Source organism: Streptomyces venezuelae (genome assembly GCF_008642315.1).
Taxonomy (GTDB): Bacteria; Actinomycetota; Actinomycetes; order Streptomycetales; family Streptomycetaceae; genus Streptomyces; species Streptomyces venezuelae_D.
Genome location: NZ_CP029192.1, coordinates 6,469,418 through 6,493,682, shown reverse-complemented (window position 1 = coordinate 6,493,682; position 24,265 = coordinate 6,469,418). Strand labels below are relative to the sequence as shown.

Annotated in this window: 22 protein-coding genes; 12 read left to right on the top strand and 10 right to left on the bottom strand. The window is 72.1% G+C overall.

Annotated elements, in window-relative coordinates; genetic code table 11:
• Positions 1-146 precede the first annotated feature (146 nt).
• On the top strand, positions 147-1,523 hold the full coding sequence (locus DEJ48_RS28495; protein WP_150219075.1) for a cysteine desulfurase/sulfurtransferase TusA family protein: 1,377 nt from the start codon (positions 147-149) through the stop codon (positions 1,521-1,523).
• 4 nt (positions 1,524-1,527) lie between these two features.
• On the opposite strand, the gene DEJ48_RS28490 is transcribed toward DEJ48_RS28495, so the two are convergent.
• On the bottom strand, positions 1,528-2,502 hold the full coding sequence (locus DEJ48_RS28490; protein ID WP_150219074.1) for a carbohydrate kinase family protein: 975 nt from the start codon (positions 2,500-2,502) through the stop codon (positions 1,528-1,530).
• 134 nt (positions 2,503-2,636) lie between these two features.
• Here DEJ48_RS28490 and DEJ48_RS28485 point away from each other — a divergent pair, with 134 nt between their 5' ends.
• Both DEJ48_RS28485 and DEJ48_RS28480 read left to right on the top strand, forming a co-directional pair.
• Positions 2,637-2,864, top strand: coding sequence for a hypothetical protein (locus tag DEJ48_RS28485; protein WP_223832238.1), 228 nt, complete (start codon positions 2,637-2,639; stop codon positions 2,862-2,864).
• Positions 2,865-3,029: 165 nt separating this feature from the next.
• A complete protein-coding gene (locus tag DEJ48_RS28480; protein ID WP_150219073.1) occupies positions 3,030-4,562 on the top strand; it encodes a hypothetical protein in 1,533 nt (510 codons plus the stop codon).
• A gap of 86 nt (positions 4,563-4,648) precedes the next feature.
• Here DEJ48_RS28480 and DEJ48_RS28475 read toward each other — a convergent pair whose 3' ends face one another.
• On the bottom strand, positions 4,649-5,005 hold the full coding sequence (locus DEJ48_RS28475; protein ID WP_030933606.1) for a HesB/IscA family protein: 357 nt from the start codon (positions 5,003-5,005) through the stop codon (positions 4,649-4,651).
• Between the two features lie 247 nt (positions 5,006-5,252).
• Between DEJ48_RS28475 and nadA the strand changes: the two genes are divergently transcribed.
• Positions 5,253-6,458 carry a quinolinate synthase NadA gene (gene nadA, locus DEJ48_RS28465; protein WP_411757492.1) on the top strand — a complete coding sequence of 402 codons (1,206 nt, stop codon included), beginning with the start codon at positions 5,253-5,255 and terminating at the stop codon, positions 6,456-6,458.
• A gap of 74 nt (positions 6,459-6,532) precedes the next feature.
• Here the strand turns inward: nadA and DEJ48_RS28460 are convergent, their stop codons facing one another.
• The 5 genes from DEJ48_RS28460 to DEJ48_RS28440 all read right to left on the bottom strand — a co-directional run bounded on the left by DEJ48_RS28460 (position 6,533) and on the right by DEJ48_RS28440 (position 13,164).
• A complete protein-coding gene (locus DEJ48_RS28460) occupies positions 6,533-9,625 on the bottom strand; it encodes an efflux RND transporter permease subunit (protein WP_150219071.1) in 3,093 nt (1,030 codons plus the stop codon).
• Positions 9,626-9,866: 241 nt separating this feature from the next.
• Entirely contained in the window at positions 9,867-10,547 is a 681-nt protein-coding gene (locus DEJ48_RS28455) for a response regulator (protein WP_150219070.1), read from the bottom strand.
• Positions 10,544-11,767, bottom strand: coding sequence for a sensor histidine kinase (locus DEJ48_RS28450; protein ID WP_150219069.1), 1,224 nt, complete (start codon positions 11,765-11,767; stop codon positions 10,544-10,546). The genes DEJ48_RS28455 and DEJ48_RS28450 overlap by 4 nt, the downstream gene beginning before the upstream one ends.
• Positions 11,768-12,057: 290 nt before the next feature.
• Positions 12,058-12,336 carry a PspA-associated protein PspAA gene (gene pspAA, locus DEJ48_RS28445; RefSeq protein WP_150219068.1) on the bottom strand — a complete coding sequence of 93 codons (279 nt, stop codon included), beginning with the start codon at positions 12,334-12,336 and terminating at the stop codon, positions 12,058-12,060.
• Positions 12,337-12,363: 27 nt separating this feature from the next.
• The gene (locus DEJ48_RS28440) at positions 12,364-13,164 is read right to left on the bottom strand and encodes a PspA/IM30 family protein (RefSeq protein ID WP_150219067.1); all 801 of its coding nucleotides are present in this window, start codon (positions 13,162-13,164) and stop codon (positions 12,364-12,366) included.
• 289 nt (positions 13,165-13,453) lie between these two features.
• Between DEJ48_RS28440 and DEJ48_RS28435 the strand changes: the two genes are divergently transcribed.
• The 3 genes from DEJ48_RS28435 (at position 13,454) to DEJ48_RS28425 (ending at position 16,054) form a co-directional block, all read left to right on the top strand.
• Positions 13,454-14,080: a DUF3043 domain-containing protein gene (locus DEJ48_RS28435; protein ID WP_150219066.1), complete on the top strand. Its 627-nt coding sequence runs from the start codon at positions 13,454-13,456 to the stop codon at positions 14,078-14,080.
• A 74-nt stretch (positions 14,081-14,154) separates the two neighbouring features.
• On the top strand, positions 14,155-14,862 hold the full coding sequence (locus DEJ48_RS28430) for a class I SAM-dependent methyltransferase (protein ID WP_150219065.1): 708 nt from the start codon (positions 14,155-14,157) through the stop codon (positions 14,860-14,862).
• Between the two features lie 142 nt (positions 14,863-15,004).
• Positions 15,005-16,054 (top strand): S1C family serine protease, encoded by a 1,050-nt coding sequence (locus DEJ48_RS28425; RefSeq protein ID WP_150219064.1) that lies wholly within the window; start codon positions 15,005-15,007, stop codon positions 16,052-16,054.
• Between the two features lie 115 nt (positions 16,055-16,169).
• Here DEJ48_RS28425 and DEJ48_RS28420 read toward each other — a convergent pair whose 3' ends face one another.
• Positions 16,170-16,406: a hypothetical protein gene (locus tag DEJ48_RS28420; RefSeq protein ID WP_150219063.1), complete on the bottom strand. Its 237-nt coding sequence runs from the start codon at positions 16,404-16,406 to the stop codon at positions 16,170-16,172.
• 101 nt (positions 16,407-16,507) lie between these two features.
• Here DEJ48_RS28420 and DEJ48_RS28415 point away from each other — a divergent pair, with 101 nt between their 5' ends.
• Positions 16,508-17,734: a bifunctional adenosylcobinamide kinase/adenosylcobinamide-phosphate guanylyltransferase gene (locus DEJ48_RS28415; RefSeq protein ID WP_150219062.1), complete on the top strand. Its 1,227-nt coding sequence runs from the start codon at positions 16,508-16,510 to the stop codon at positions 17,732-17,734.
• A 15-nt stretch (positions 17,735-17,749) separates the two neighbouring features.
• On the opposite strand, the gene DEJ48_RS28410 is transcribed toward DEJ48_RS28415, so the two are convergent.
• Positions 17,750-18,805 (bottom strand): class I SAM-dependent methyltransferase, encoded by a 1,056-nt coding sequence (locus tag DEJ48_RS28410; protein WP_150219061.1) that lies wholly within the window; start codon positions 18,803-18,805, stop codon positions 17,750-17,752.
• Positions 18,806-18,951: 146 nt separating this feature from the next.
• Here DEJ48_RS28410 and cobT point away from each other — a divergent pair, with 146 nt between their 5' ends.
• From cobT to DEJ48_RS39855, 3 genes are all read left to right on the top strand, one after another.
• Positions 18,952-20,046, top strand: coding sequence for a nicotinate-nucleotide--dimethylbenzimidazole phosphoribosyltransferase (gene cobT / locus DEJ48_RS28405; RefSeq protein WP_150219060.1), 1,095 nt, complete (start codon positions 18,952-18,954; stop codon positions 20,044-20,046).
• A gap of 87 nt (positions 20,047-20,133) precedes the next feature.
• Positions 20,134-21,900 (top strand): phosphatidylglycerol lysyltransferase domain-containing protein, encoded by a 1,767-nt coding sequence (locus DEJ48_RS28400; RefSeq protein WP_150219059.1) that lies wholly within the window; start codon positions 20,134-20,136, stop codon positions 21,898-21,900.
• On the top strand, positions 21,897-22,640 hold the full coding sequence (locus tag DEJ48_RS39855) for a hypothetical protein (RefSeq protein WP_190537644.1): 744 nt from the start codon (positions 21,897-21,899) through the stop codon (positions 22,638-22,640). Before DEJ48_RS28400 ends, DEJ48_RS39855 begins: the two co-directional genes overlap by 4 nt.
• Here DEJ48_RS39855 and DEJ48_RS28390 read toward each other — a convergent pair.
• Complete coding sequence (locus DEJ48_RS28390; RefSeq protein ID WP_223832237.1) at positions 22,535-23,344, bottom strand: hypothetical protein; 810 nt, start codon at positions 23,342-23,344, stop codon at positions 22,535-22,537. The genes DEJ48_RS39855 and DEJ48_RS28390 overlap by 106 nt on opposite strands.
• Before the next feature lie 114 nt (positions 23,345-23,458).
• On the opposite strand from DEJ48_RS28390, the gene DEJ48_RS28385 reads away from it, so the two are divergent.
• The gene (locus DEJ48_RS28385; protein ID WP_150221455.1) at positions 23,459-24,214 is read left to right on the top strand and encodes an adenosylcobinamide-GDP ribazoletransferase; all 756 of its coding nucleotides are present in this window, start codon (positions 23,459-23,461) and stop codon (positions 24,212-24,214) included.
• The last annotated feature ends 51 nt before the right edge of the window (positions 24,215-24,265 follow it).

Here is a 24,265-nt window from a genome sequence, read left to right as displayed (position 1 = left end):
GGCGCCCACGAGCTCGGCGGAATCCGCTGGTCCGGCGGGTGCAAGTGGTTCGTGGCCGAGCGCGCAGTTCCCCGCGCCCCTGCAGGGCTGCCCCTGCGGGGCGCCCCTTGGGGCGGCCCTGTGGGATGACGTCTTAGTTTTGAGGCGTGTCCTACTTCGATGTCGCTTCCTCCGCCCCGCTCCATCCCGTCGCGCGGCAGGCTCTGCAGGCCTCCCTCGACGAGGGGTGGGCCGATCCCTCGCGGCTCTACCGCGAGGGGCGGCAGGCCCGGCTACTCCTCGACGCCGCGCGCGAGGCGGCCGCCGACGCGGTGGGCTGCAGGACCGACGAGCTCGTCTTCACCTCCTCCGGCACCCGCGCCGTGCACTCCGGGACGGCCGGGGCGCTGGCCGGGCGACGGCGCGTCGGACGCCACCTGATCGTGTCGGCCGTCGAACATTCGTCGGTGCTCCATTCGGCCGAGGCCCATGAGGGCGACGGCGGGGCGGTGACCCGGGTGGGAGTGGACCGTGGCGGGGCGGTGGACCCGGAGGCGTACGCCGAGGCGCTGCGGGAGGACACCGCGCTGGCCTGTCTGCAGTCCGCCAACCACGAGGTCGGCACGGAGCAGCCGGTCGCCCGGGTCGCGGAGGTGTGCCGGGCCGCCGGGGTGCCGCTCCTGGTGGACGCGGCGCAGTCGCTGGCGTGGGGGCGCGTCGACGGGGACTGGTCGCTGCTGACCGGGAGTGCGCATAAATGGGGTGGTCCGGCAGGAGTCGGGCTCCTCGTCGTACGCAAGGGAGTGCGCTTCGCCGTGCGGGGGCCCGTCGACGAGCGGGAGTCCGGGCGCGCCGTCGGCTTCGAGAACATTCCGGCGATCGTGGCGGCGGCCGCCTCGTTGCGGGCGGTGCGGGCCGAGGCGGACGCGGAGGCGGTACGGCTGCGGGAGCTGACGGAGCGGATCCGGGCGCGGGTGCCGGGTCTGGTGCCGGATGTCGAGGTGGTGGGCGATCCGGTGCGGCGCCTGCCGCACCTCGTCACCTTCTCCTGTCTCTATGTCGACGGGGAGACGGTGCTGCACGAGCTGGACCGGGCCGGTTTCTCCGTGTCGTCGGGGTCCTCGTGCACGAGCTCGACGCTGACGCCGAGCCATGTGCTGCGCGCCATGGGGGTGGTCAGCGAGGGGAACGTACGGGTGTCGCTGCCGTTCGGGGCCGATGAGGCGGAGGTCGAGCGGTTCCTGGAGGTGCTGCCCGGCGTCGTGCGGGGCGTGCGGGAGACCCTGGGGGCGCCGGTCGGGGGCGGGGACGGGGCCGCGGAGGCCGTGACCGTCGACGCGCTCGGGATGAGCTGCCCGCTGCCGGTCATCGAGCTGGCCAAGGCGATCGGGCGGGTCCGGGTGGGCGGCACGGTGACCGTCCTCGCCGACGACGAGGTCGCGGCGGTGGACATCCCCGCCTGGTGCTGGACGCAGGGGCAGGAGTACGTGGGCGAGCGGCCGGCGGACCGCGGTGTCGCGTACGTGGTCCGCCGGAGCTCGTGAGCAGCTAGGCCAGGTGGGGCTTGACCTCGGTGGCGGCCTCGTGGCCGTACGCCTTGGTGAAGCGGTCCATGAAGTTGCTGCGGCGCAGCTCGTACTCCTGCGTGCCGACGGTCTCGATGACGAGGGTGGCGAGCATGCAGCCGACCTGCGCCGCGCGCTCGTGGGAGACGCCCCAGGCGAGGCCCGAGAGGAAGCCCGCGCGGAACGCGTCGCCGACACCGGTCGGTTCGACCCGCGCCTCCTCCTCGGGGACGCCGACCTCGATCGGGTCCTTGCCCGCGGACTCGATGCGGACGCCGTTCGCGCCGAGGGTCGTCACGCGGTGGCCGACGCGCGAGAGGATCTCGGCGTCGGTCCAGCCCGTCTTGGACTCGATGAGCCCCTTCTCGTACTCGTTGGAGAAGAGGTAGGTCGCCCCGTCGAGGAGCGTGCGGATCTCCTCGCCCTCCATGCGCGCGATCTGCTGCGAGAAGTCCGCGGCGAACGGGATGTCGCGGGAGCGGCACTCCTCGGTGTGGCGGAGCATCGCCTCGGGGTCGTCGGCGCCGATCGAGACGAGGTCGAGGCCGCCCACGCGGTCCGCGACGGTCTTCAGTTCGATGAGGCGGGCCTCGCTCATCGCGCCCGTGTAGAAGGAGCCGATCTGGTTGTGGTCGGCGTCCGTGGTGCAGACGAAGCGCGCGGTGTGCAGCGTCTCGGAGATGCGGACCGAGGCCGTGTCCACGCCGTGCCGGTCGAGCCAGGCGCGGTACTCGTCGAAGTCGGAGCCCGCGGCCCCGACCAGGATCGGGCGGGTGCCGAGCTGTCCCATGCCGAAGGTGACGTTGGCGGCGACACCGCCCCTGCGCACATCGAGGGCGTCGACGAGGAAGGAGAGGGAGACCGTGTGCAACTGATCGGCGACCAGCTGGTCGGCGAAGCGGCCGGGGAAGGTCATCAGGTGGTCGGTGGCGATGGAGCCGGTGACTGCGATACGCACGGCTGGATGCTCCTGTGGAGGAGAGGCGAGGATTGACAGTTCACGCTACCGGGTCGAGGCACCCCGCCTGAAGTGCCAAAACTACCCGATAGTAGGGCTTTTTTCGTGCGCGTCCTGATGCCTACGGTGCCGTTATGACCGTTATCCCGAAGGATGTCGTCCTGAAGCGTCGAGCCGCGCACAAGTCGGAGCCCAGCGAGAGCTTGGAGTCGCTGCGGGGCGACTGCGCCCGCATGGTGCCGCACTGGGCGGTGCCCGCCGCGGCCGCGGCCGCCCCCGTGCCGCCCTCGCTGATCCACGGCATCACCGTCCCGCCCTCGTCCGCCCGTCTGATCGGCGAAATGTCGGAGTACGGAGACTGAGGGAGACTGATCGCAGGGCCCCGGCGCGCGCCGAAGGGAACCGTGCGCTCCCCTACTGCGTCCCATCGCCGTCCCCCGCAAAGGGGAACTGGGATACGACGAAGCCCACCGGTGGCAGTCACCTGTGGGATGTCCGGGACAGCAGTCAGTCGAAGGAGCGATGCGGTGAGCACCGAGCGATCCGATCAAGAGGCGTCCGAGCCGAAGCGGCGCCGGTCCCGCCTGGCCGTCGCCTCGGTCGCGGCCACCGTGCTGCTGGTCGGCGGCGGCGGGGCGTACTTCGCGGCGTCCGCGTCCGGCGGTGGCGGCAACGGCGGCGGCGACGGAGCACCCGCGGGGGACGGCGCCAACCCGCCGCCCCTCGCCCTGGGCGGCTATCCGGCCGCCGACCGGCAGGGCGACGGCAAGAGCGGCACCGGCGGCACCGGCGACTCCAACGGCATCGCGCCCGGCGAGCCCGACCCGAACGGCGCGCGGTACCGGGCGACCACCGAGCTGCCCGAGGGTCCCGAGTCCGCGGCGGTCTACCACGCACGCGGCGAGGTCACCGCGGCCGAGGTGGGCAAGCTCGCGAAGGCGCTGGGCGTGGACGGCACGCCGACGTCGCAGGACGGCACCTGGAAGGTCGGCCACTCCAACGACGGTTCCGGGCCCTCGCTGCAGGTGAACAAGCAGGCCCCCGGCACCTGGACCTACGCCGGGCACGGCACGGGCGGCACCGACAACTGCTCCCGCGGCAAGCCCTGTTCCAAGTCCTCCGTCGCGCCGGGCGGCGAGACGGGCGACGCGGTCGGCGAGCGGGCGGCCAAGGATGCCGCGGCGCCGGTCCTGAAGGCCCTCGGCCAGGACGACGCGAAGCTCGACGCGAGCCAGCTGATGGGTGCCGTACGGGTGGTGAACGCCGACCCGAAGGTGGACGGCCTGCCCACGTACGGCTGGTCGACCGGCATCCAGGTCGGCGCCGACGGCGAAGTGGTCGGCGGCAGCGGCCAGTTGAAGGCGCCGGAGAAGGGGGCGAAGTACCCCGTCATCGGCGCCCAGGAGACCCTGGACCGGCTGAACGCGTCGGGCGGCGACGGCCGCGTCGGCATCGGCGGCTGCGCGACTCCGGTGCCGCACGCCGACGACGCGACGAAGAACGAGGGCGGCAGCGGCGCGAAGCAGGCCCCCTGCGAGCCGTCGTCCGAGGCGCCGAAGCCGCAGCCGGTCGCCGTCAGCGGCGCCACGTTCGGTCTCGCGACGCACTTCGTGGACGGCAAGCAGACCCTCGTGCCGTCCTGGCTGTTCGACGTGAAGCCGCGGGGCGCGCAGGACACGTTCACGGTGACGCACCCGGCGGTCGCGCCCGAGTACCTGACGTCGCCGAGCACGCCGGGCACCCCGACGCCCACGGAGAAGCCGGGCGGCGAGGGCGACGGCAGCGACCAGGGCCACGGCACGGACAAGACGCGCCTGACGTCCTACACCGCCGACGGGAAGTCGCTGACCGTGCACTTCTGGGGCAGCGCCTGCAGTGAGTACTCGGCGTCCGCGAAGGAGGACGGCGACCGCGTGAAGGTCTCGGTCACCGAGACCGGCAAGAAGGGCGACGTCTGCATCATGGTCGCCAAGGACCTCAAGAAGAAGGTCACTCTGGACAAGCCGCTGGGCGAGCGCAAGGTCGTGGACGCCGCGGGCGACACGGTCCGGCGGAAGTAGCGCAGCGAGGTACGCGGTACGCACGAAGGCGGCGGCCCCCTGGAAACTCAGGGGGCCGCCGCCTTCGACGTGGGTGCCTCGCAGCCTCAGCTGAAGGAGTCGCCGCAGGCGCAGGAGCCCGTGGCGTTGGGGTTGTCGATCGTGAAGCCCTGCTTCTCGATGGTGTCCACGAAGTCGATGGAGGCGCCGCCCAGGTAGGGAGCGCTCATGCGGTCCGTGACGACCTTCACGCCGTCGAAGTCCTTGACGACGTCGCCGTCGAGCGAACGCTCGTCGAAGAACAGCTGGTAGCGCAGGCCCGAGCAGCCGCCGGGCTGAACGGCGACGCGCAGCGCCAGGTCGTCCCGGCCCTCCTGCTCCAGCAGGCCCTTCACCTTGGCCGCGGCGGCGTCCGACAGGAGGATGCCGTCGCTCACGGTGGTGGTCTCGTCCGATACGGACATCTGCTTCTCTCCCGGGTTGTACGGAGACTGCTTGCCGACGGTTGCAACCGGCGGGGCCGCGGATTCATTCCGGGCCGAGCGCTTACGTCTTACCCCTTCATGCTCGCACATGGCGCGGCGGGGAACAGCGGGCCGCCGGACAGCGAATGCGTCACATCGACACTATGGCCATCGTCAAACTGACACGAAGCGGTTATGATAGATAATGTCAATTAGACGAAAAGGATCGTCTGCAGAGTCAGAAAGGGTGCGTGTTGTGACCACCGCCCAGTCCCCCGCGGACAGCGTGACCCTCGATGTACAGCCCTCGCCCCTCGCCCTGCTCCTCCTCGGCCGCGAGGCCGACCCCAGGAGCGAGCGCGGCGTGGAGTGCCCCGGCGATCTGCCGTCCCCCTCCGACCCGGACCTGGTGGAGCGCGCCCGCGCCGCCAAGGAGAGGCTCGGGGACAAGGTCTTCGTGCTGGGCCACCACTACCAGCGCGACGAGGTCATCCAGTTCGCGGACGTCACCGGCGACTCCTTCAAGCTGGCGCGTGACGCGGCCGCGCGGCCGGACGCCGAGTACATCGTCTTCTGCGGTGTGCACTTCATGGCCGAGTCCGCGGACATCCTGACGACGGACGACCAGAAGGTCGTGCTGCCCGACCTGGCCGCGGGCTGCTCGATGGCCGACATGGCCACCGCCGAGCAGGTCGCCGAGTGCTGGGACGTGCTGACCGAGGCCGGGATCGCCGAGCAGGTCGTGCCCGTCTCGTACATGAACTCCTCGGCCGACATCAAGGCGTTCACGGGCAAGCACGGCGGCACGATCTGTACGTCGTCCAACGCCAAGCGCGCGCTGGAGTGGGCGTTCGAGCAGGGCGAGAAGATCCTGTTCCTGCCCGACCAGCACCTGGGCCGCAACACCGCGGTGCGCGACATGGGCCTCTCGCTCGACGACTGCGTCGTCTACAACCCGCACAAGCCGAACGGCGGCCTGACCGCCGAGCAGCTGCGCGACGCGAAGATGATCCTGTGGCGCGGGCACTGCTCGGTGCACGGTCGCTTCTCGCTGGAGAGCGTCGAGGACGTCCGCGCGCGCATCCCCGGCGTGAACGTGCTGGTGCACCCGGAGTGCAAGCACGAGGTCGTCGCCGCGGCGGACTACGTGGGCTCCACGGAGCACATCATCCAGACCCTGGAGGCGGCGCCCGCCGGCTCCAAGTGGGCGATCGGCACCGAGCTGAACCTCGTCCGGCGACTGGCGAACCGTTTCGCCGCTGAGGACAAGGAGATCGTCTTCCTCGACAAGACGGTCTGCTTCTGCTCGACCATGAACCGGATCGACCTGCCGCACCTGGTCTGGACCCTGGAGTCCCTCGCGGACGGCAAGCTCGTCAACCGGATCGAGGTGGACCGGGAGACCGAACAGTTCGCGAAGCTGGCCCTGGAACGGATGCTGGCGCTTCCGTAGCCCTGTCCTAACGTTGTCGTAAGGGGCACCCGCCATTGCGGGTGCCCCTTACGACTGCCCCCTTGGGGCGGGGGTTACGTCGCCTGCGCCTTCGCCTCGCGCTTCGCGCGCCTGCGGTCCTTGCGGAGTTCCACCATCGCGTACAGCGTCGGGACCAGGAGGAGGGTGAGCAGGGTCGAGGTGATCAGGCCGCCGATGACCACCACCGCGAGCGGCTGGGCGATGAAGCCGCCCTCGCCCGTGATGCCCAGGGCCATCGGGAGCAGGGCGAAGATCGTCGCCAGGGCCGTCATCAGGATCGGGCGGAGCCGGTGGCGGCCGCCCTCGATGACCGCCTCGACCGTGCCGTGGCCCTGCGCCCGGTACTGGTTGATGAGGTCGATCAGCACGATCGCGTTCGTGACCACGATGCCGATGAGCATCAGCATGCCGATCATCGCCGGGACGCCCATCGGCGTGTCCGTGGCGACCAGCAGGCCGATCGCGCCGGTCGCGGCGAACGGGATGGAGACCAGCAGGATCAGCGGCTGGACCAGCGAGCGGAACGTCGCGACCAGGAGCATGAAGACGATCGCCACGGCCGCCAGCATCGCGAGGCCGAGCTTGGCGAACGCCTCGTCCTGGTCCTCGGAGACGCCGCCGATCGAGGCCGTCGCGCCGTCGGGGAGCTTCAGCGCGTCGAGCTTCTTGGTGAGGTCTGCGCTGACCGCGCCCGTGTTGTCGCCGGTCGGCTTCGCCGTGATCGTCGCCGCGCGGGCGCCGTCGATGCGGGTCATCGAGACCGGGCCGTCGACCAGTCGGACGTCGGCGATGTCGCCGAGCCGCACCCCGGGGCGCAGCGTCAGCTTCTTCAGCTCGTCGAGGGTCTTCGCCGGCTTCGCCGACTTGATCACGACGTCGCGCTCGGTGTCGTCGAGGATCGCCTTGCCGCTGGTGGTGCCGCGCACCGCCTGGGCGACGGCCTGGCCGAGGGTCGTCTCGTCGAACCCGGCCGCGGCCGCCTTGGCGGTGCCCTTGACCGAGATGCGCGGGACGCTCTGCGCCAGGTCGCTCTGGACGTCGGTGACGTCGTCGAGCTTCGCGACCTCGTCCCGCACGGCGTCGGACGCCTCGCGCAGCACCTTCGCGTCGGCGGCCTTCACCACGACGCTCAGGTCCTGGCTGCCGAAGCCGTCACCCGCGGAGACCTTGGTCCTGCCGATCCCGGAGAGCTTGCCGAGCTCCTTCTCGACGAGGTCCTGCGTCTTGTCGTACGAGGACTTGTCCTTGAGCGTCAGCGTGTACGACGCCTGGTTCGTGTCCGTGCCGCCGCCGAACGCCGCCATGAAGCCGGAGGAGCCGACCGTGACCTGGTAGTCCTTGATCTCGTCGATGCCGGAGAGCATCTTCTCGACCTTCTTCGCCGCGGCGTCCGACGCCGAAAGGCTCGTGCCGGGCTTCAACTCCTGCTTGATGGAGAGGACTTCCTGCTCGCCCTGGTCGAAGAAGTTCGTCTTCAGGAGCGGCGCCATGCCGAACGTGCCGACCAGGATCACCAGCGCGATGCCGAGACTGGTGAGGCGGCGGCGCGTCGCGAAGCGCAGGACGGGGACGTACATCCGCTGGAGCCTGCTGCGGCTCTCCTTCTCCTCGGCCTTGCGGCGGGCCTCCTCCGGGTCGACGCCCTGGACGGCCTTCGGGGCGCGCAGGAACCAGTACGAGAGGACCGGCACGACCGTCAGCGAGACGAGCAGGGAGGCGAGGAGCGCCGCCGTGACCGTCAGCGAGAACGCGCCGAAGAGCTCGCCCACCATGCCGCCGACCAGGCCGATGGGGAGGAACACGGCGACCGTGGTGAGGGTGGAGGACGTGACCGCGCCCGCCACCTCGCGGACGGCCTTGAGGATCGCCTCCTCGCGCTCCTCGCCGTAGCCGAGGTGGCGCTTGATGTTCTCCAGGACCACGATCGAGTCGTCGACGACGCGGCCGATCGCGATGGTCAGCGCGCCGAGCGTGAGCATGTTGAGGGAGAGGTCGCGGGTCCACAGGACGATCAGGGCGAGGACGACCGAGAGCGGGATGGAGACCGCGGTGACCAGCGTCGAGCGGATCGACGCCAGGAAGACCAGGATGACGACGACCGCGAAGACCAGGCCGAGCGCGCCCTCCGTGGTGAGGCCCTCGATGGACTTGGCGACGGCCGGGCCCTGGTCGCTCGCGACCGTCAGGGTCGCGCCGGAGCCGAGGTCCTCGCGCAGGTCGGGCAGCTTGTCCTTGACCGCGTCGGAGATGGCGACGGCACTGCCGTCGTGGTCCATGGTGACGGCGACCGCGAGGCTCGGCTCGCCGTCGGTACGGGTGATGGACGTCGCGGTGGACGGCTTCTGCTCGACCGTGGCGACGTCGCCGAGGCGCACCGGCTTGCCGGCCCGCTCACCGGGCGCGGCCTCGGGCGTGACCCGCAGGTCCTTGATCTGCCGCAGCGATGTGTAGCCGCCGCCGACCTGCACGGTCCGGTTCTTGCCGCCCTCGTCGAAGGAGCCGGCGGGCAGTGTGGCGCCGCCCGCCTGGAGCGCCTTGCCGAGCGCGGCGGGCGTCAGCCCCGCCTTCGCCAGCTTCCGGTCGTCGGGGGTGACGTCGACCTGGAGGTCGCGCACGCCGTCGACGGTGACCTGGCCGACGCCGTCGATGTCCTTGAGGGAGGGCACGACGGTGCGGTCCAGCTGGTCGGCGAGGGCCTGCTGGTCCTTGCCGGAGGTGACGGAGAGGACGACGGTGGGGATGTCGTCGGTGGAGCCCGCGACGACCTGCGGGTCGACGGCGTCGGGGAGTTCGGCGCGGGCGCGGTTCACAGCCTGCTGGACGTCGGCGACGAGCTGCTTGGAGCCGCTGCCGTAGTCGAACGAGGCCATGATCACGGCGTTGCCCTCGCTCGCCGTGGAGGTGATGCCGGTGATGCCGTCGACCGCGTCGATGGTGTTCTCGAGCGGCTCGACGACCTGCTTCTCGACCACGTCGGGAGACGCGCCCTGGTAAGGGGCGAGCACGGACACCATGGGCAGTTCGATGGAGGGCAGCAGCTGCTGCTTGAGCTGCGGTATCGCGATGGCACCGAAGACGATCGCGATGATCGACATCAGCCCTATGAGTGCCCGTTGGGCAAGGCTGAACCTGGACAGCCAGGACATGAGGGTCTCTCTCTGTGGCGTGCGCGGCGGGGGGAGGCGGGCGAGGCCGGACGGGACAGCAGGGCAGCCCGGCAGCCGGACAGGGCCGTGGTGACGGCCACGGCCGGGGCCCGGAAAGTGGGTGCCTGCGGCAAGCTTCGCCCGCCCTCACACTCTCAGCCACGGCCGGTACGTGACGCCCCGCTCAGAGGACCATTTCGTATGCCACGCATACTGCGCTCGCAGTACGCCGCCCCACGCGTCACTCCACCCTTGGACGCACCAGGCCCGATTCGTACGCAATGACGACCAGTTGAGCGCGGTCGCGTGCGCCGAGCTTCGCCATCGCCCGGTTCACGTGCGTCTTCACGGTGAGCGGGCTGACCTCGAGACGCTCGGCGATCTCGTCGTTCGAGTGGCCGCCCGCGACCTGTACGAGGACCTCGCGCTCGCGTCCGGTGAGCGCGCCGAGCCGCTCGCCGCGCGCGGACCCGTCGCCGTCCTGCCCCTCGCCCTGCGCGAGGAACTTGGCGATGAGCCCCTTGGTGGCGACGGGCGACAGCAGCGCCTCGCCGGCCGCCGCGACGCGGATGGCGCCGAGCAGTTCGTCCGGCTCCGCTCCCTTGCCGAGGAATCCGGATGCGCCCGCGCGCAGCGACTGCACCACGTACTCGTCGACCTCGAAGGTCGTCAGCATCACCACGCGGACGTGGGCCAGGGAGGGATCCGCGCTGATCATGCGGGTGGCGGCGAGACCGTCGGTGCCGGGCATCCGGATGTCCATCAGGACCACATCGGCCCGCTCCGACTTGGCGAGTTCGACCGCCTCCGCCCCGTCGGACGCCTCACCGACCACCTCCATGTCGGACTCGGAGTCGACGAGCACCTTGAACGCGCTGCGCAGCAGCGCCTGGTCGTCGGCGAGCAGTACCCGGATCGTCACGCGGTCCCTCCCTTTGCCGTGGTGACGGGCAGGATCGCATGGACGCGGAAGCCGCCTCCGTAGCGGGGCCCCGCGGAGCAGCTGCCGCCGAGCGCGGTGACGCGTTCGCGCATGCCGAGCAGGCCGTGGCCGCCGCCGTCGGTGTTGGGCGCGTCGCCCTTGCCGGGGCCCGGACCGTCGTCGATGACGGTGACCTCGACGTTCGGGCCGACGCGGACGACGCTCACCTCGGCCTTGGCGTCCTGCCCCGCGTGCTTCTGCACATTGGTCAGGGCCTCCTGGATGATCCGGAACGCGGCGAGGTCGACGGCGGCCGCGAGGTCCAGGCCGACCTGGCCGAGAGCGACCTCCACGGGCAGGCCCGCGTTGCGGAACGTGTCGACGAGTTCGTCGAGGCGGTGCAGGCCGGGGGCCGGCTCGGTGGGCGCCTCCGGGTCGCCGGTCTGCCGCAACAGGCCGACGGTGGCGCGGAGTTCGTTGAGCGCGGAGCGGCTGGCGTCCCGTACGTGCGCGAGGGCTTCCTTGGCCTGGTCGGGCCGTCGGTCCATGACGTGCGCGGCCACGCCTGCCTGCACGTTGACCAGGGCGATGTGGTGGGCGACCACGTCGTGCAGGTCGCGGGCGATCCGCAGCCGTTCCTCGGCGACGCGGCGCCGGGCCTCTTCCTCCCTCGTACGTTCCGCACGCTCGGCGCGCTCTCTTATGGCGTCGACGAAGGCGCGGCGGCTGCGCACGGCGTCACCCGCGGCGGCCGCCATGCCGGTCCAGGCGAAGATGCCGAGGTTTTCCTGCGCGTACCAGGGCAGGGGGCCGCCCGAGAGCATCGCGACGCCGGTCAGGCCCGTCATCGTGACCAGGCCGATCCGCCAGGTCGTGGAGCGGTCCGTGCGGGCGGCGACGGTGAACAGCGCGATGACCGCGCACATCACGACGGGGGCGCGGGGCTGGCCGGTGAGCAGCTCGACGATGGCGGCGGCGCAGGTCGCGGCGAGCACGCACCAGGGGGTGCGGCGGCGGAAGACGAGGGCGAGCGCGCCGAGCACCATCAGGACGAGGCTGGGGGCGTCGGGGGTGCGGGTGCCCCAGGTGGGGCCGTGCTCCCCGTTCGGCTCGGCGAACGAGCCGACGACCATGCAGACGAGGACGGCGGTGGCGAGCGCGGCGTCCACGGCGAGGGGGTGCGTTCTGGCCCAGCCGCGGCCTCGTACGAGAGTGGTCACCCCCCAACGTTACGGGGGCTGGCCGGGGGCCTTGGCCGGATTGGGGTTGTTGCGGTTGTGCGTTGTCCGCGGGGCGGTGGGGGCTGAGCGCGCCGTTCCTCGCGCCCCTGGGCTGCGCCCTCAGGCTGCGGGTCCGTGGGGGCTGGTCGCGCAGTTCCCCGCGCCCCTAACTACGCCCGCCCGCGCGGGTTTGTGGGGGGGCTGGTCGCGCCCGCGCGGCGGAGCCGCAGATGGCACAGCCCCGCGCCCCTGGGCTGCGCCCCTTACGGGGCGCTCTCCCCTACGCGCGGTCAGCCCGGGATCAAGCCGTCGTCCGTCAGCATGTCGCGGACCTCCGCGATCGTCGCGTCCGGGGACGGGAGGATGAGTTCGGAGGGTTCCAGGGCGTCGTCCGGGAGGGGCGTGCCCAGTTCCCGGACCTTGTCCAGGAGGGCGTGGAGCGTGCGGCGGAAGCCGGGCTCGTCGCCGCTCTCCATCTCCTCGAGCAGCTCGTCGTCCAGCTTGTTCAGTTCGGCGAAGTGGCTGTCCGCCAGCTTCACCTGCCCCTCCCCCATGATCCGTACGATCATGTCGTCCTCCTCAGGACGTGCGTAGGGCTACTGCTTGTCGAAGCGCGGGGTGTCCTGGGGCTGCTGGGAGTGCGGCTGGGACTGGCCCTGGCCGCCCTCGATCGCCTGCTGCCCGCCGCCGGAGCCTCCGGCGAGTTCCGCCTTCATGCGCTGCAGCTCCAGCTCTACATCTGTACCACCGGAGAGCCGGTCCAGCTCGGACTGGATGTCGTCCTTGGCCAGTCCGGAGGAGTCGTCGAGGGCCCCGGAGGCGAGCAGTTCGTCGATCGCGCCGGCCCGCGCCTGGAGCTGCGCGGTCTTGTCCTCGGCGCGCTGGATGGCCATGCCGACGTCGCCCATCTCCTCGGAGATGCCCGAGAAGGCCTCGCCGATGCGGGTCTGCGCCTGCGCCGCGGTGTACGTGGCCTTGATCGTCTCCTTCTTCGTGCGGAAGGCGTCGACCTTGGCCTGAAGCCGCTGCGCCGCGAGGGTGAGCTTCTCCTCCTCGCCCTGGAGGGTCTGGTGCTGCGTCTCCAGGTCCGTCACCTGCTGCTGGAGCGCCGCACGGCGGGACAGGGCCTCGCGGGCCAGGTCCTCGCGGCCGAGCGCCAGCGCCTTGCGGCCCTGGTCCTCAAGGGTCGAGGACTGCTTCTGGAGCTGGGTCAGCTGCAGTTCGAGGCGCTTGCGGGACGTCGCCACGTCGGCGACGCCGCGGCGCACCTTCTGCAGCAGCTCCAGCTGTTTCTGGTACGAGTAATCGAGGGTCTCGCGCGGGTCCTCGGCCCGGTCCAGGGCCTTGTTCGCCTTCGCGCGGAAGATCATCCCCATACGCTTCATGACACCGCTCATGGGCTTCGCGCGCCCCCTTCTGACGGACTTCCAGCTCCAGGTACTGCTCAGAACCCACAGTACGGGCCCTGCATCCATTACCGCACTGTTCGCGTGCGGATGCGCTCATCCCCAAGGACGACTGCGTCCCGCACCGCTCCGGCGTAAGGAGTAGGTGCACCCCTGTGAGCCGGCCCCGAAAGAGCGAGCGGCAGACGCCGAACCCGGCTCATACCGCCTGGTACGTCCCATTGGGCACGTAATCAAGACGCCCGGCGTTGCCGGATCGTTCCCCTCCGGGCTGACGTCCATGTCCCCGCACCCCGTACCCTTGGATTTTGTGTTCCGTAGCCGATCCAAGGAAGAGAAGGCCCCGGCTGTTCAGGCGCCGGTGACCGACTCCAACCAGCCCCGTGACCCGCAGGCCCCCAAGGGCCGCCCCACCCCCAAGCGCGCCATGGCCCAGTCCCAGCGCCGCAGCGTGACCAACACGCCGACGACGCGCAAGGAGGCCGCCAAGCGGCAGCGCGACGAGCGCCGCACGCAGATGGCGAAGCAGCGCGAGGCGATGGCGAGCGGCGACGAGCGGTTCCTGCCCGCCCGCGACAAGGGTCCCGTGCGCAAGTTCGCGCGCGACTTCGTCGACTCGCGCTTCTGCGTCGCCGAGTTCTTTCTGCCCCTCGCGGTGCTCATTCTCGTCCTGAGCGTCGTCCAGGTGCCGCAGCTGCAGAATGTCGCGCTGCTGGCCTGGCTCTTCGTGATCGTCCTGATCATCGTCGACTCCGTCGCCACCGGGTTCCGTCTGAAGAAGCGCCTGAACGAGCGCTTCCCGAACGAGAACAAGAAGGGCGCCGTGGCCTACGGCCTGATGCGTACGCTCCAGATGCGTCGGCTGCGTCTGCCGAAGCCGCAGGTCAAGCGCGGAGAGCGGCCCTGAGCGGATTCACCGGCGGGGCCGGGGCCTGGCTGGAGAAGCTGGGCGGCCTGCGCAACGCCGTTCGCCAGGAGCTGGTGGCGCGCCAGCTCGACGAGCAGATAATCGGGCGTTTCCCCGTGGGGCAGCGGCTCCGCGTGCTCGACGTCGGCATGGGCCAGGGCACGCAGGCGCTGCGGCTCGCCCGTGCCGGTCACAAGGTGACGGGCGTCGAGCAGGACTCCGCCATGATCGCCGCGGCCCGCGCGGCGCTCGCCGACGAGCCCGAGGGCATCCAGGGGCGGGTGCGCATCGTCGAGGGCGACGGGCACCAGACCGGGGTGCACTTCCTGCCCGGCAGCTTCGACGTCGTGCTCTGCCACGGCGTACTGATGTACGTGGAGGAGCCCGACGCGCTCCTCGCCGGGCTCGCCCGGATGCTGGCGCCCGGCGGGCTGCTCTCGCTGCTCGTGCGCAACGCGGAGGCGCTGGCCATGCGGCCGGGGCTGGCCGGGGACTGGTCGGGGGCGCTCGCCGCCTTCGACTCCGTGACGTACCGCAACCGGCTCGGGATCGACGCCCGCGCGGACCGGCTCGACGCGCTGACCTCCGCGCTGGCGGGGATCGCGGCGCCGCTGCAGGCCTGGTACGGCGTGCGGGTGTTCACGGACACCGTGGCCGACGGGGCGGCGCTCCCTCCGGAGTGGGAGTTCGAGGCGCTGCTCACCGCGGAGGAACGGGCGGGGCGGACCGATCCGTACCGGCGGGTGGCCGCGCTGCTGCATCTGTGCGGAGTGCGGGACTAGCGGGTCGAGGAGCTGCAAGCAGGTCGAGGGGCTGCGGCAGTCCGGGGGGGGGCTGCGGGCATGTAGAGGGGGGCTGAGGGCCGACGCCTGTTCGGCCCCCTAATTCAGGGCGCCCCGGGACGACAAATCCGACACTCGGGGCATGACTGCCTCCCGTATCCCTGCCGCCTCCGTGGCGTGCGTCGCCGCCCTCGCCCTCGTCAGCGGCTGTTCCTCCGCCGGTTCCGGCGACTCCGGCAGGTCCACCACGCAGGCCGCACCGGCCGCCGCGAGCGATCTGCAGGACGACTACCAGAAGGTGATCAAGGACGTTCTGCCGTCCGTCGTCCAGATCGACGCCTCCGAAGGCCTGGGGTCCGGGGTCGTCTACGACGACAAGGGGCACATCGTCACCAACGCCCACGTCGTGGGCAAGGAGAAGCGCTTCAAGGTGACGACGGCGACCGGCGAGCAGGTGCTCACCGCCGATCTGGTCGCCTCCTACCCGGAGCAGGACCTGGCCGTCATCAAGCTGAGCGACGTGCCGGACGGGCTGAAGGCCGCGGAGTTCGGCGACTCCGCCAAGGCCGAGGTCGGGCAGATCGTGCTGGCCATGGGCTCCCCGCTCGGCCTGTCGTCCAGCGTCACGCAGGGCATCGTGTCGGCGACCGGGCGCACCGTCAGCGAGGGCCGCTCGGGCGGCGGGACCGGCGCCACGATCGCCAACATGGTGCAGACCTCCGCCGCGATCAACCCCGGCAACAGCGGCGGCGCGCTCGTCGACCTCGACGGGAAGGTCATCGGCATCCCCACGCTCGCCGCGAGCGATCCGCAGATGGGTGACAGCGCCGCGCCCGGCATCGGGTTCGCGATCCCGTCGTCGATGGTGAAGACCGTCGCCGACCAGATCGTCGAGAACGGCGAGGTCACCGACTCGGGCCGGGCGGCGCTCGGCATCACGGGCCGCACGGTCCTCGGCGACGACTACCGGCCCGCGGGCGTGGCCGTCGTCGAGGCGCCAGGGGGCGGCGCCGCGGCGAAGGCGGGCCTGGCGGCCGGGGACATCATCACCCGGCTCGGCGACGACGAGATCACCACCATCGACTCGCTCTCCGAAGCGCTCGCCTCGGACAAGCCGGGCCAGAAGGCGAAGGTCACGTACGTGCGGGACGGGGCCGAGAAGACGGCCGACGTCACCCTCGGGGAGATCTAGCGGGGGCCGTACGCACACAGGCGAGGGCCGCACGCACACAGGCGAGGCCCGTACGCACACATGCGGGAGGCGGCGGCCGTGGCCCGGCCGCCGCCTCCCGTCGTGCGCGCGCCCGTCAGGCCGAGGCGTCCTCGGACTCCTCCACGCCCTCCATGTGCAGGCTCATCGGCCCGTAGATCTCCCGCGCGTCCTCGAAGAGGGTCACCTGGTCGGCGCCACCCTCGGCCAACGCCTTCCAGTACTCACCGACCCAGGACTCGGCGTCGCCCTGAGTGGTGAACTCCTCGGGCTGCACCGCGGGCTGGACCTCCGTCCCGTCCGCCTTCTCGAACCGCCACGTCCATGCCGCCATGTCAGCCTCCCGAAGGTTCCGTGGCGGTGTGTGAACCGCCCTGAATCCGTTTGAGCCTAGCCGGGCGCGCGGTGCCTGACGCGACGCGGGAGGATCTTCGTGTGGAACTGACTCTGCTCGGCACCGGCGCCCCCGGCGGACTGCCGCTCCCCGACTGCCCCTGCGCGGCGTGCGCGACCGCGCTCGGTCCCGCGGCGCGCGCCGCCACCGCGCTCCTCGTGGACGGCGTCCTGCTGCTCGACCTCACCCCGGGCGCCGCCTTCGCGGCCGCCCGTGCCGGGCATTCGCTCGGCGGGGTGCGCCAGGTGCTCCTCTCCCATCCGCACGACGGGCCCGCCGTCGAGGTGCCCGCGGGGCTGCCGCAGCCGGGGCGGGTCGCCGACGGGCGGGAGCTGGCGCTGCTCACCGGGCACCGGGTGCGCACGGTGGCGCTGGACGCGCCGGGTTCCGGTTACGAGGTGACGGGGCCCGACGGCGAGCGGCTGCTGTACCTGCCGCCGGGCGGGGCGCCCGCCGGGCTCGGCGAGGGGAACGGCGGCGCGCACGGACACGGTGGGCGGTCCCCGTACGAGATGGTCGTCGCCGATGTGCTGGGGCGCCCGGACGGTCTTGCCCGGCTGCGGGCCACCGGAGCCGTCGGGCCCACCACCGACGTGATCGCCGTGCACATCGGCCACGAGGCGCCGCCGGGGCCCGAGCTGACGCGCCGGCTGGCCGCCGCGGGGGCGCGTGCCGTGCCGGACGGGTCGACGCTCGTGATCGGCGCCTACGAGGACGTGCCGGACGTACCGCGCCGGACGCTGGTACTCGGCGGCGCGCGTTCGGGCAAGTCGGTGGAGGCGGAGCGGCGCCTGGAGGCCTTCCCCGAGGTGCTGTACGTGGCGACCGGCGGGACCAGGAACGGCGACACCGAGTGGGCGCGGCGGGTGAGCGTGCACCGCGAGCGCCGCCCCGGTTCCTGGCGTACGACGGAGACCTGCGACCTCGTCCCGCTGCTCGCCGATGACGGGCCCCCGCTGCTCGTCGACTGTCTGTCGCTGTGGCTGACGCACGTCATGGACGAGGTGAAGGCGTGGGACGACGACGAGTGGGCCGGTGGCGGGGAGCGGGAGCTTCGGCGGCGGGTCGTCGAACTCGCCGACGCGGTGCGGGCGACCCGGCGCACGGTGGTCGCCGTGTCGAACGAGGTCGGCTCCGGGATCGTCCCGGCGACCGCGTCCGGCCGCCGCTACCGCGACGAACTGGGCCGCCTGAACACCCTGTTCGCCGCCGAGTGCGAACACGTGCTGCTCGTGGTGGCGGGGCAGGCGCTGGCGCTGCGGGGCTGATCTCCGCTGCGCCCGTCAGGCGCCCCTGCGTGCGATGACCCGGTAGGTGTTGGAGAAGCCGGTGCGGGTGAGCAGGGGGCTCAGGAGCGTGTCGAGGGCGCGGGCGATGGCCAGCAGCGGCGCGGTCGCCCACCAGGCGGCTTGCCGCAGGCGGAGCCGGAGCGGGGACGTGGGCCTGGCGCGCCACGGGACGTCGGGTCCAGGGATGCGGCGGTTGACGAACAGCGCGACGGCCGAGGCCAGGTCGAGCGGGACGTGCGGGGCGCGGCGTTCGACGCCGACGACCGTGAAGCCGAGGTTCTCCAGCTCCGTGCGGAGGTTGGCGAGCGGCATGAGGTGCAGGTGCCGTGGCTGGCCGTACGACGCCCACCACTTGCCGAGCAGCCGGGCGTAGCGGCACTGGGGGTCGGGGGCCTCGATCATGAGGTGGCCGCCGGGGCGCAGCACGGTGCGGGCGGCCCTGAGCTCCGCGCGCGGGTCGGGGGCGTGCTGGAGGGTGTGGAACATGCTCATCGCGTCGTAGCGGCCGGCGAGGGGGGCGGCGAGCGTGGTGAGGGAGCCGCGGTGGCCCTCCTCGATGCGGCCGCGCCGCAGGCCTTCCAGGACGCCGGTGCCCGCGTCGAGGCCGTCGAAGGAGGTGTACGGCAGGACCTGCCTGGCCAGCGCCGGGAAGTGCGCCGCGCCGGTGCCGACGTCCAGCCAGCACTCGGGCTCGTCGAGGGCGCCGAGCGCGCGGGCCCTGCCGCGGGCGCGGGCGCGGACGCGGGCACCGGAGAGGCGGGGCAGCGCGGGTCCCTCGCGGGCGTCCCTGCGGTAGAAGGCGAGGCCTTCGGGGGTGAGGCGGGGGTTCTGGAAGGAGTGGCCGCAGTCGTCGCACCGGTCGAGCCGGAAGCTGCCCGGCTTGTGCTGGACCAGGTCGGCGGTGCGCAGCCGTGCCCGCAGGCGCGCGGAGCCGCACCAGGGGCAGTCGGCGCGGCGGGGCTCGTGGAACCGCTCGGTGCCCTGGGCGAGTTCGGCGAGGTAGCCGGAGCGCCGGGCGGCGACTCGCTGGGCGACGGCATCCGTGGTCATGGTCGCACTCCTGGAGGAAGCCGGGACAAACAGGAACGAATGGACCATTCCGCATATCTGGTGCCGTCATGCGGGGATGCCCTGCCCGACGTGGTTCGCAGGGCCGTTCGAGCGACATCCGTGCCGCTCCCGGTACTGTTCGGCGAATGAGCTCGCTGAATCTCGACGACTTCACCGACCTGATCGAGCGGCCCGACGGCGGGGTCCGCCGCGACGCCGAGGAACGCCGGGAGCGGCAGTCCGTGCCACCCGGCTCGCTGGGCCGCCTCGACGAACTCGGCGAGTGGCTCGCGGCGGCCCAGTCCTCGGTGCCGGTGCGGCCGGTCGAGCGGCCGCGCGTGGTCCTCTTCGCGGGTGACCACGGCGTGTCCGAGGTGGGTGTCTCGGCGCGGCCCGCGGGGAGCGCCGCCGCGCTCGTACGTTCCGTGCTGGCCGGCGAGACCCCGGCGGCCGTCCTCGCGCGCCGCCTCGAGGTGCCGGTCCGCGTCGTCGACATGGCCTTGGACTGCGACCCGGAGGAGCTGCCCGCCGAGGTGGCGGGCCACCGGGTGCGGCGCGGCTCCGGCCGCATCGACGTCGAGGACGCGCTGACCGCCGAGGAGGCGGAGCGGGCGCTGCGCGCGGGCATGGCCGTGGCCGACGAGGAGGCGGACTCGGGCACCGATCTGGTCGTCCTCGGCGATGTGAGCGTGGGCGGCACGACGCCCGCCGCGACGCTGGTCGCCGCGTTGTGCGGGACCGACGCGTCGGTGGTGACCGGGCGGGGCGGCGAACCCATCGACGACCTGGCGTGGATGCGCAAGTGCGCGGTCGTACGGGACGCGCTGCGGCGGGCCAGGCCCGTGCTCGGCGACCAGCTCGAGCTGCTCGCCGCGGTGGGCGGCGCCGACGTCGCGGCGATGACGGGCTTCCTGCTGCAGTGCGCGGTGCGGCGTACGCCGGTGATCCTGGACGGTGTCGTCGCGTCGGCGGCCGCACTGGTGGCCCAGCGGGTCGCCTTCCGGGCGCCGGACTGGTGGCTGGCGGGGCACGACAGCGGGGAGCCGGCGCAGACCAAGGCGCTCGACCGGATGGCGCTCGAACCGCTGCTCTCGCACGGTGTGAAGGTCGGCGAGGGCGCGGGCGCGCTGCTCGCGCTGCCGCTGGTGCAGGCCGCGGCCGCGCTGGCGGCGGAGCTGCCGGAGCGGAAGCCGGAGACGGCACAGGCCGCGGAGGCCGCACAGGCGCCCGCGGAGGGCTAGTCGACGACCGCATCGTCCGGCGGGAGCGAACCGGACAGATCCCGCCGGACCATCTCCAATGACCTGCGGCCCATATGATCCCTTTTCATGGGAGATGATCAGGTCGTCGCCGGGCGACAGAAATCACGCACCGTCATAGAGCGCCGCGCCGCGGGGTTCGCCGTCTGGTACCTCCGGGCCGTCACGTTCATCAACTTCCTGAGCGCGGTCTGGGTGTCCCTCGGGCAGGACGTGCGTCAGCACAACACGGCGAACTACTTCACGCCGTACCTGCTGACCGCCGGCTTCGCGTCGGGCGCGTTCACGCTGTTCCTGGCGATCACCATGCGGCGCCGCAAGCGCGCCGCGTGGATCCTCAACCTCGTGCTCAGCGGACTCTTCCTGCTGCTCTTCGCCTTCGCGATGGTCTTCCCGGAGATCCGCGCGTACGCGCAGAACTGGATCTCCCTGATCCTGACCGCCGCCTTCGTCGCCGCGCTCGTCGTCGGCCGCCGCGAGTTCTACGCCAAGGGCGACCGCTCCAACCCGAAGCTGGCCTCGGCCGTCGCGGCCGGCGGGCTCCTGGTGACCTCACTCATCGCCGCACTGCTCGTCACCGTCACCAACACCGCCCACGACGACTACCGCTCGACGTTCCTGGACCGCTGGCGCTACGGCACCATGCGCCTGGTCTCGCTGGCCGCCGACGACAAGCGCTTCGAGGGCATCACCACGCCCGGCTGGGTCAACGTCGCCATCAACATCCTGAGCGCGCTGCTGCTCTGCGCCGTGCTGTACGCCGCGTTCCGCTCCCGCCGGGCCGTCGACCCGCTCACCGAGGACGACGAGGAGAGGCTGCGCGCGCTGCTCGACCGGCACGGCGACCGCGACTCCCTCGGCTACTTCTCGCTGCGCCGCGAGAAGAGCGTCGTGTGGTCCCCCACCGGCAAGGCAGCCGTCGCCTACCGCGTCGTCGGCGGTGTCTCCCTGGCCTCCGGCGACCCCATCGGCGACCCCGAGGCCTGGCCCGGCGCGATCGAGCCCTGGCTGGCCGAGGCCCGCGAACACGGCTGGATCCCCGCCGTGATGGGCGCGAGCGAGGAGGCGGGCACGATCTACGCCCGGCACGGCCTGGACGCCCTCGAACTGGGTGACGAAGCCATCGTGGAGATCGCGGAGTTCACGCTGGACGGGCGGGCCATGCGCACCGTCCGGCAGGCGTACAACCGCGTCAAGCGCGCCGGTTACACGGTCCGCATCCGCCGCCACGAGGACATCCCCGCCGACGAGATGGCGGCCCTCCTGGAGCGCGCCGACGACTGGCGCGACGGCGCCACCGAGCGCGGCTTCTCCATGGCCCTCGGCCGTCTCGGCGACCCGGCGGACGGCCGCTGCGTGATGCTCGAATGCACGGACGGCGACGGCGTGTTGCGTGCGCTGCTCTCCTTCGTCCCGTGGGGGCCGCACGGCCTCTCCCTCGACCTGATGCGGCGTGACCGCGACGCGGAGAACGGCCTGATGGAGTTCATGGTCATCGAACTCCTGCAGCGCGCCCCCGAGATCAAGATCACGCAGGTGTCGCTCAACTTCGCGATGTTCAGGTCGGTCTTCGAACGTGGCTCGCGGCTCGGCGCGGGCCCGGTCCTTCGCCTGTGGCGGTCGCTGCTCAGCTTCTTCTCCCGGTGGTGGCAGATCGAGTCCCTCTACCGCGCCAACGCCAAGTACCGGCCGATCTGGGAACCCCGCTTCCTTCTCTTCGAGAAGAGCATCGACCTGCTGCGCATCGGCGTGGCCTCCGGTCGCGCGGAGGGCTTCCTGGAGGCGCCGGGCCTGCCGAAGTGGCTGCACCGCAAACATCTGGAGTCGAGACGATGAGCACCCTGGCCCGCCACGCCCGCGCCGAGTGGGGGCCGCTCTTCTCCACCGTGCGCGGGGCGCTCGCCGCCCGACGCTGGCGGGCCGTGCCCATGACGCTGGCCTCGGTCTGCCTCACCGCGCTCTTCCAGTACGTGCAGAACCAGTCCTGGGGCTACCGGTTCGTCCAGAACATCGGCTGCGTGCGCGCGGAGGACCCGCTCTGGCTCTCCCTGCTCCGCACCCCGCTGTCCCTCTTCGTCCCCGCACTCGACCTGCCGGTGTGGGGCGCGCTGGTGCAGATCCTGCTCGTCTTCGGAATCGCGGAGATCTGTCTGGGCCGGTGGCGCACGCTCCTCATCGCGTACGTGGCCACCCTCGCCGGGACGCTCTACGCGCGCGTGGGCATCGAGTGGGGCCCGGACAACCCGCTCGGGCTCCCGGCGTCCGACGCGCAGGTCGTCGACACCGGCCCGTCGGCCGCCGTCGTGGGCCTCGCCGTCTTCGTGTGCTGGCGCTACCGCGCGTACTTCACCGCCGTCCTGGTCACCGTCCTGATGGTCGTCGAGGTGCTGTTCAAGGACAACCTCGCGGGCAAGGAGCACTTGGCCGCCATCGCCGCCGTGATCGTGCTGTGCGCGCTCTCGGGGCTGCGTCACCGGGGCGGTGACACCCGGTCCGGCCGGTCGGGTCCGGAGGGCGAGGAGCCCGACGACGAGCCGGGTGAAGGCCCCGGTGTGAAGCCGCCGATCCAGTCCTGAAGTTTGCGGCGCGGCCCCGACCAGCGGCGGTCGTGCCGGAAGGCCCGCAGCCCGGCACGCGCGCGTGCCCGGTGCCGGTTGCGGTAGAACCGCCGCGACCACGCAGACCCCGGCCTGGCGAGCCGGATCGCGCCGACGAGCGCGACCAGCGGGACCACCATGCCGATCAGGGCGGTGCGCAGCTTGCCCTTGAGGAGCGCGACCAGGGAGAACGCGCAGTTGATGCCGACGTTCAGCGCGAACAGCGCCCTGTTGTGCCGCTCCATCGGCGTCAGGTCGTTCACCCCGAACGGTGTGAAGCCGGTGAGCACGAGCACCACCAGGGCGGCCGTGAGCATCACGACCTCCACGCTCTTGCGGCCCTGCTCGCTCCAGTACACGTCGTCGAGGTGGAGGATCAGCGCGAACTCGTCGAGCACGAGCCCGGCGCCGATCCCGAAGATGACGGCGGCGTACAGCGGCCCCACGCCGTGCCGCCCCGCGGCCACCGCCCAGAACCCGCCGACCAGCATGAGGAAGATGCCCGGCACGACGTGGTGGATGTGCACGTCCCCCGTGCTGATGTTCCTGAACGGCCCCTTGCCCGCCCTGATCAGCCGCGTGATGGTCCGGGTGACCAGGAACGACCCGACGAAGGAGAGCAGCGCGAGCAGCAGCGGCAGCTTCCCCGGCTCGACGATGTTCCGGTACCACCAGTCGCTCATGCGGCCCGCCAGACGTTCATGCGCCCATCCTCCGTCCCCGAAGAGTGATCCGCAGGCCGGAACGTTCCCGCGGGGTAGCCTTCCGCGGTGTCCAGAACCTCCCCCGCCGACGGCATGCGTTTCGCCTTCGGCACCCTCACCGCGCTGCCCGTCCGCGTCACCCGCTGGGACCGCGGAGCCGCCCGCTCCGGCATGCAGTGCGCGCCCCTCGCCGGACTGGTCGTCGGCCTCTGCGCGGCGGGCGTCGGCGGCGTCCTGACGGTCCTCGGCGCGGGACCCCTCCTCGCCGCCGTCGCGACCGCCGCGGTTCCCGCCGCCCTCACCCGCGGCCTGCACCTCGACGGTCTCGCCGACACCGCCGACGGCCTCGGCAGCGCCAAGCCCGCCGACGACGCGCTGCGCATCATGAAGCAGTCCGACATCGGGCCCTTCGGCGTGCTCACCCTGCTCTTCGTGCTGCTCGCGCAGGTCGCCGTGCTCTTCCAGCTGTACGAGACGTCGTGGGCCCGCGGCGCCTTCGCCGCCGTCGTCTCCGCGACCGCGGCCCGCCTCGCCCTGACCCTGGCCGCCCGCGACGGCGTGCCCCCGGCCCGCCCCGAAGGACTCGGCGCCGCCGTCGCGGGAGTGGTCCCGCGCGCCCGCGCGGCAGGGATCGCCGTCCTCGTGGTGGCGGCCGCGGCGGCCGGCGGCCTGCTCTTCGGGGCGGCCGGTGCCGTGCGGGGCGCGGCCGCCGTCGTTCTCGCGCTCGGCGCCGGGGAGTTGCTGCTCCGGCACTGCGTACGGCGGTTCGGCGGGGTCACCGGAGACGTCTTCGGGGGCCTCGCGGAGACCGCGGCGACCGGCGCCCTGGTCGTGCTCGCGCTGGGCTGACACCGCTCCGCCCTGCGCCGACACCGCGCCGAACACGCACAGTGAGGCGCA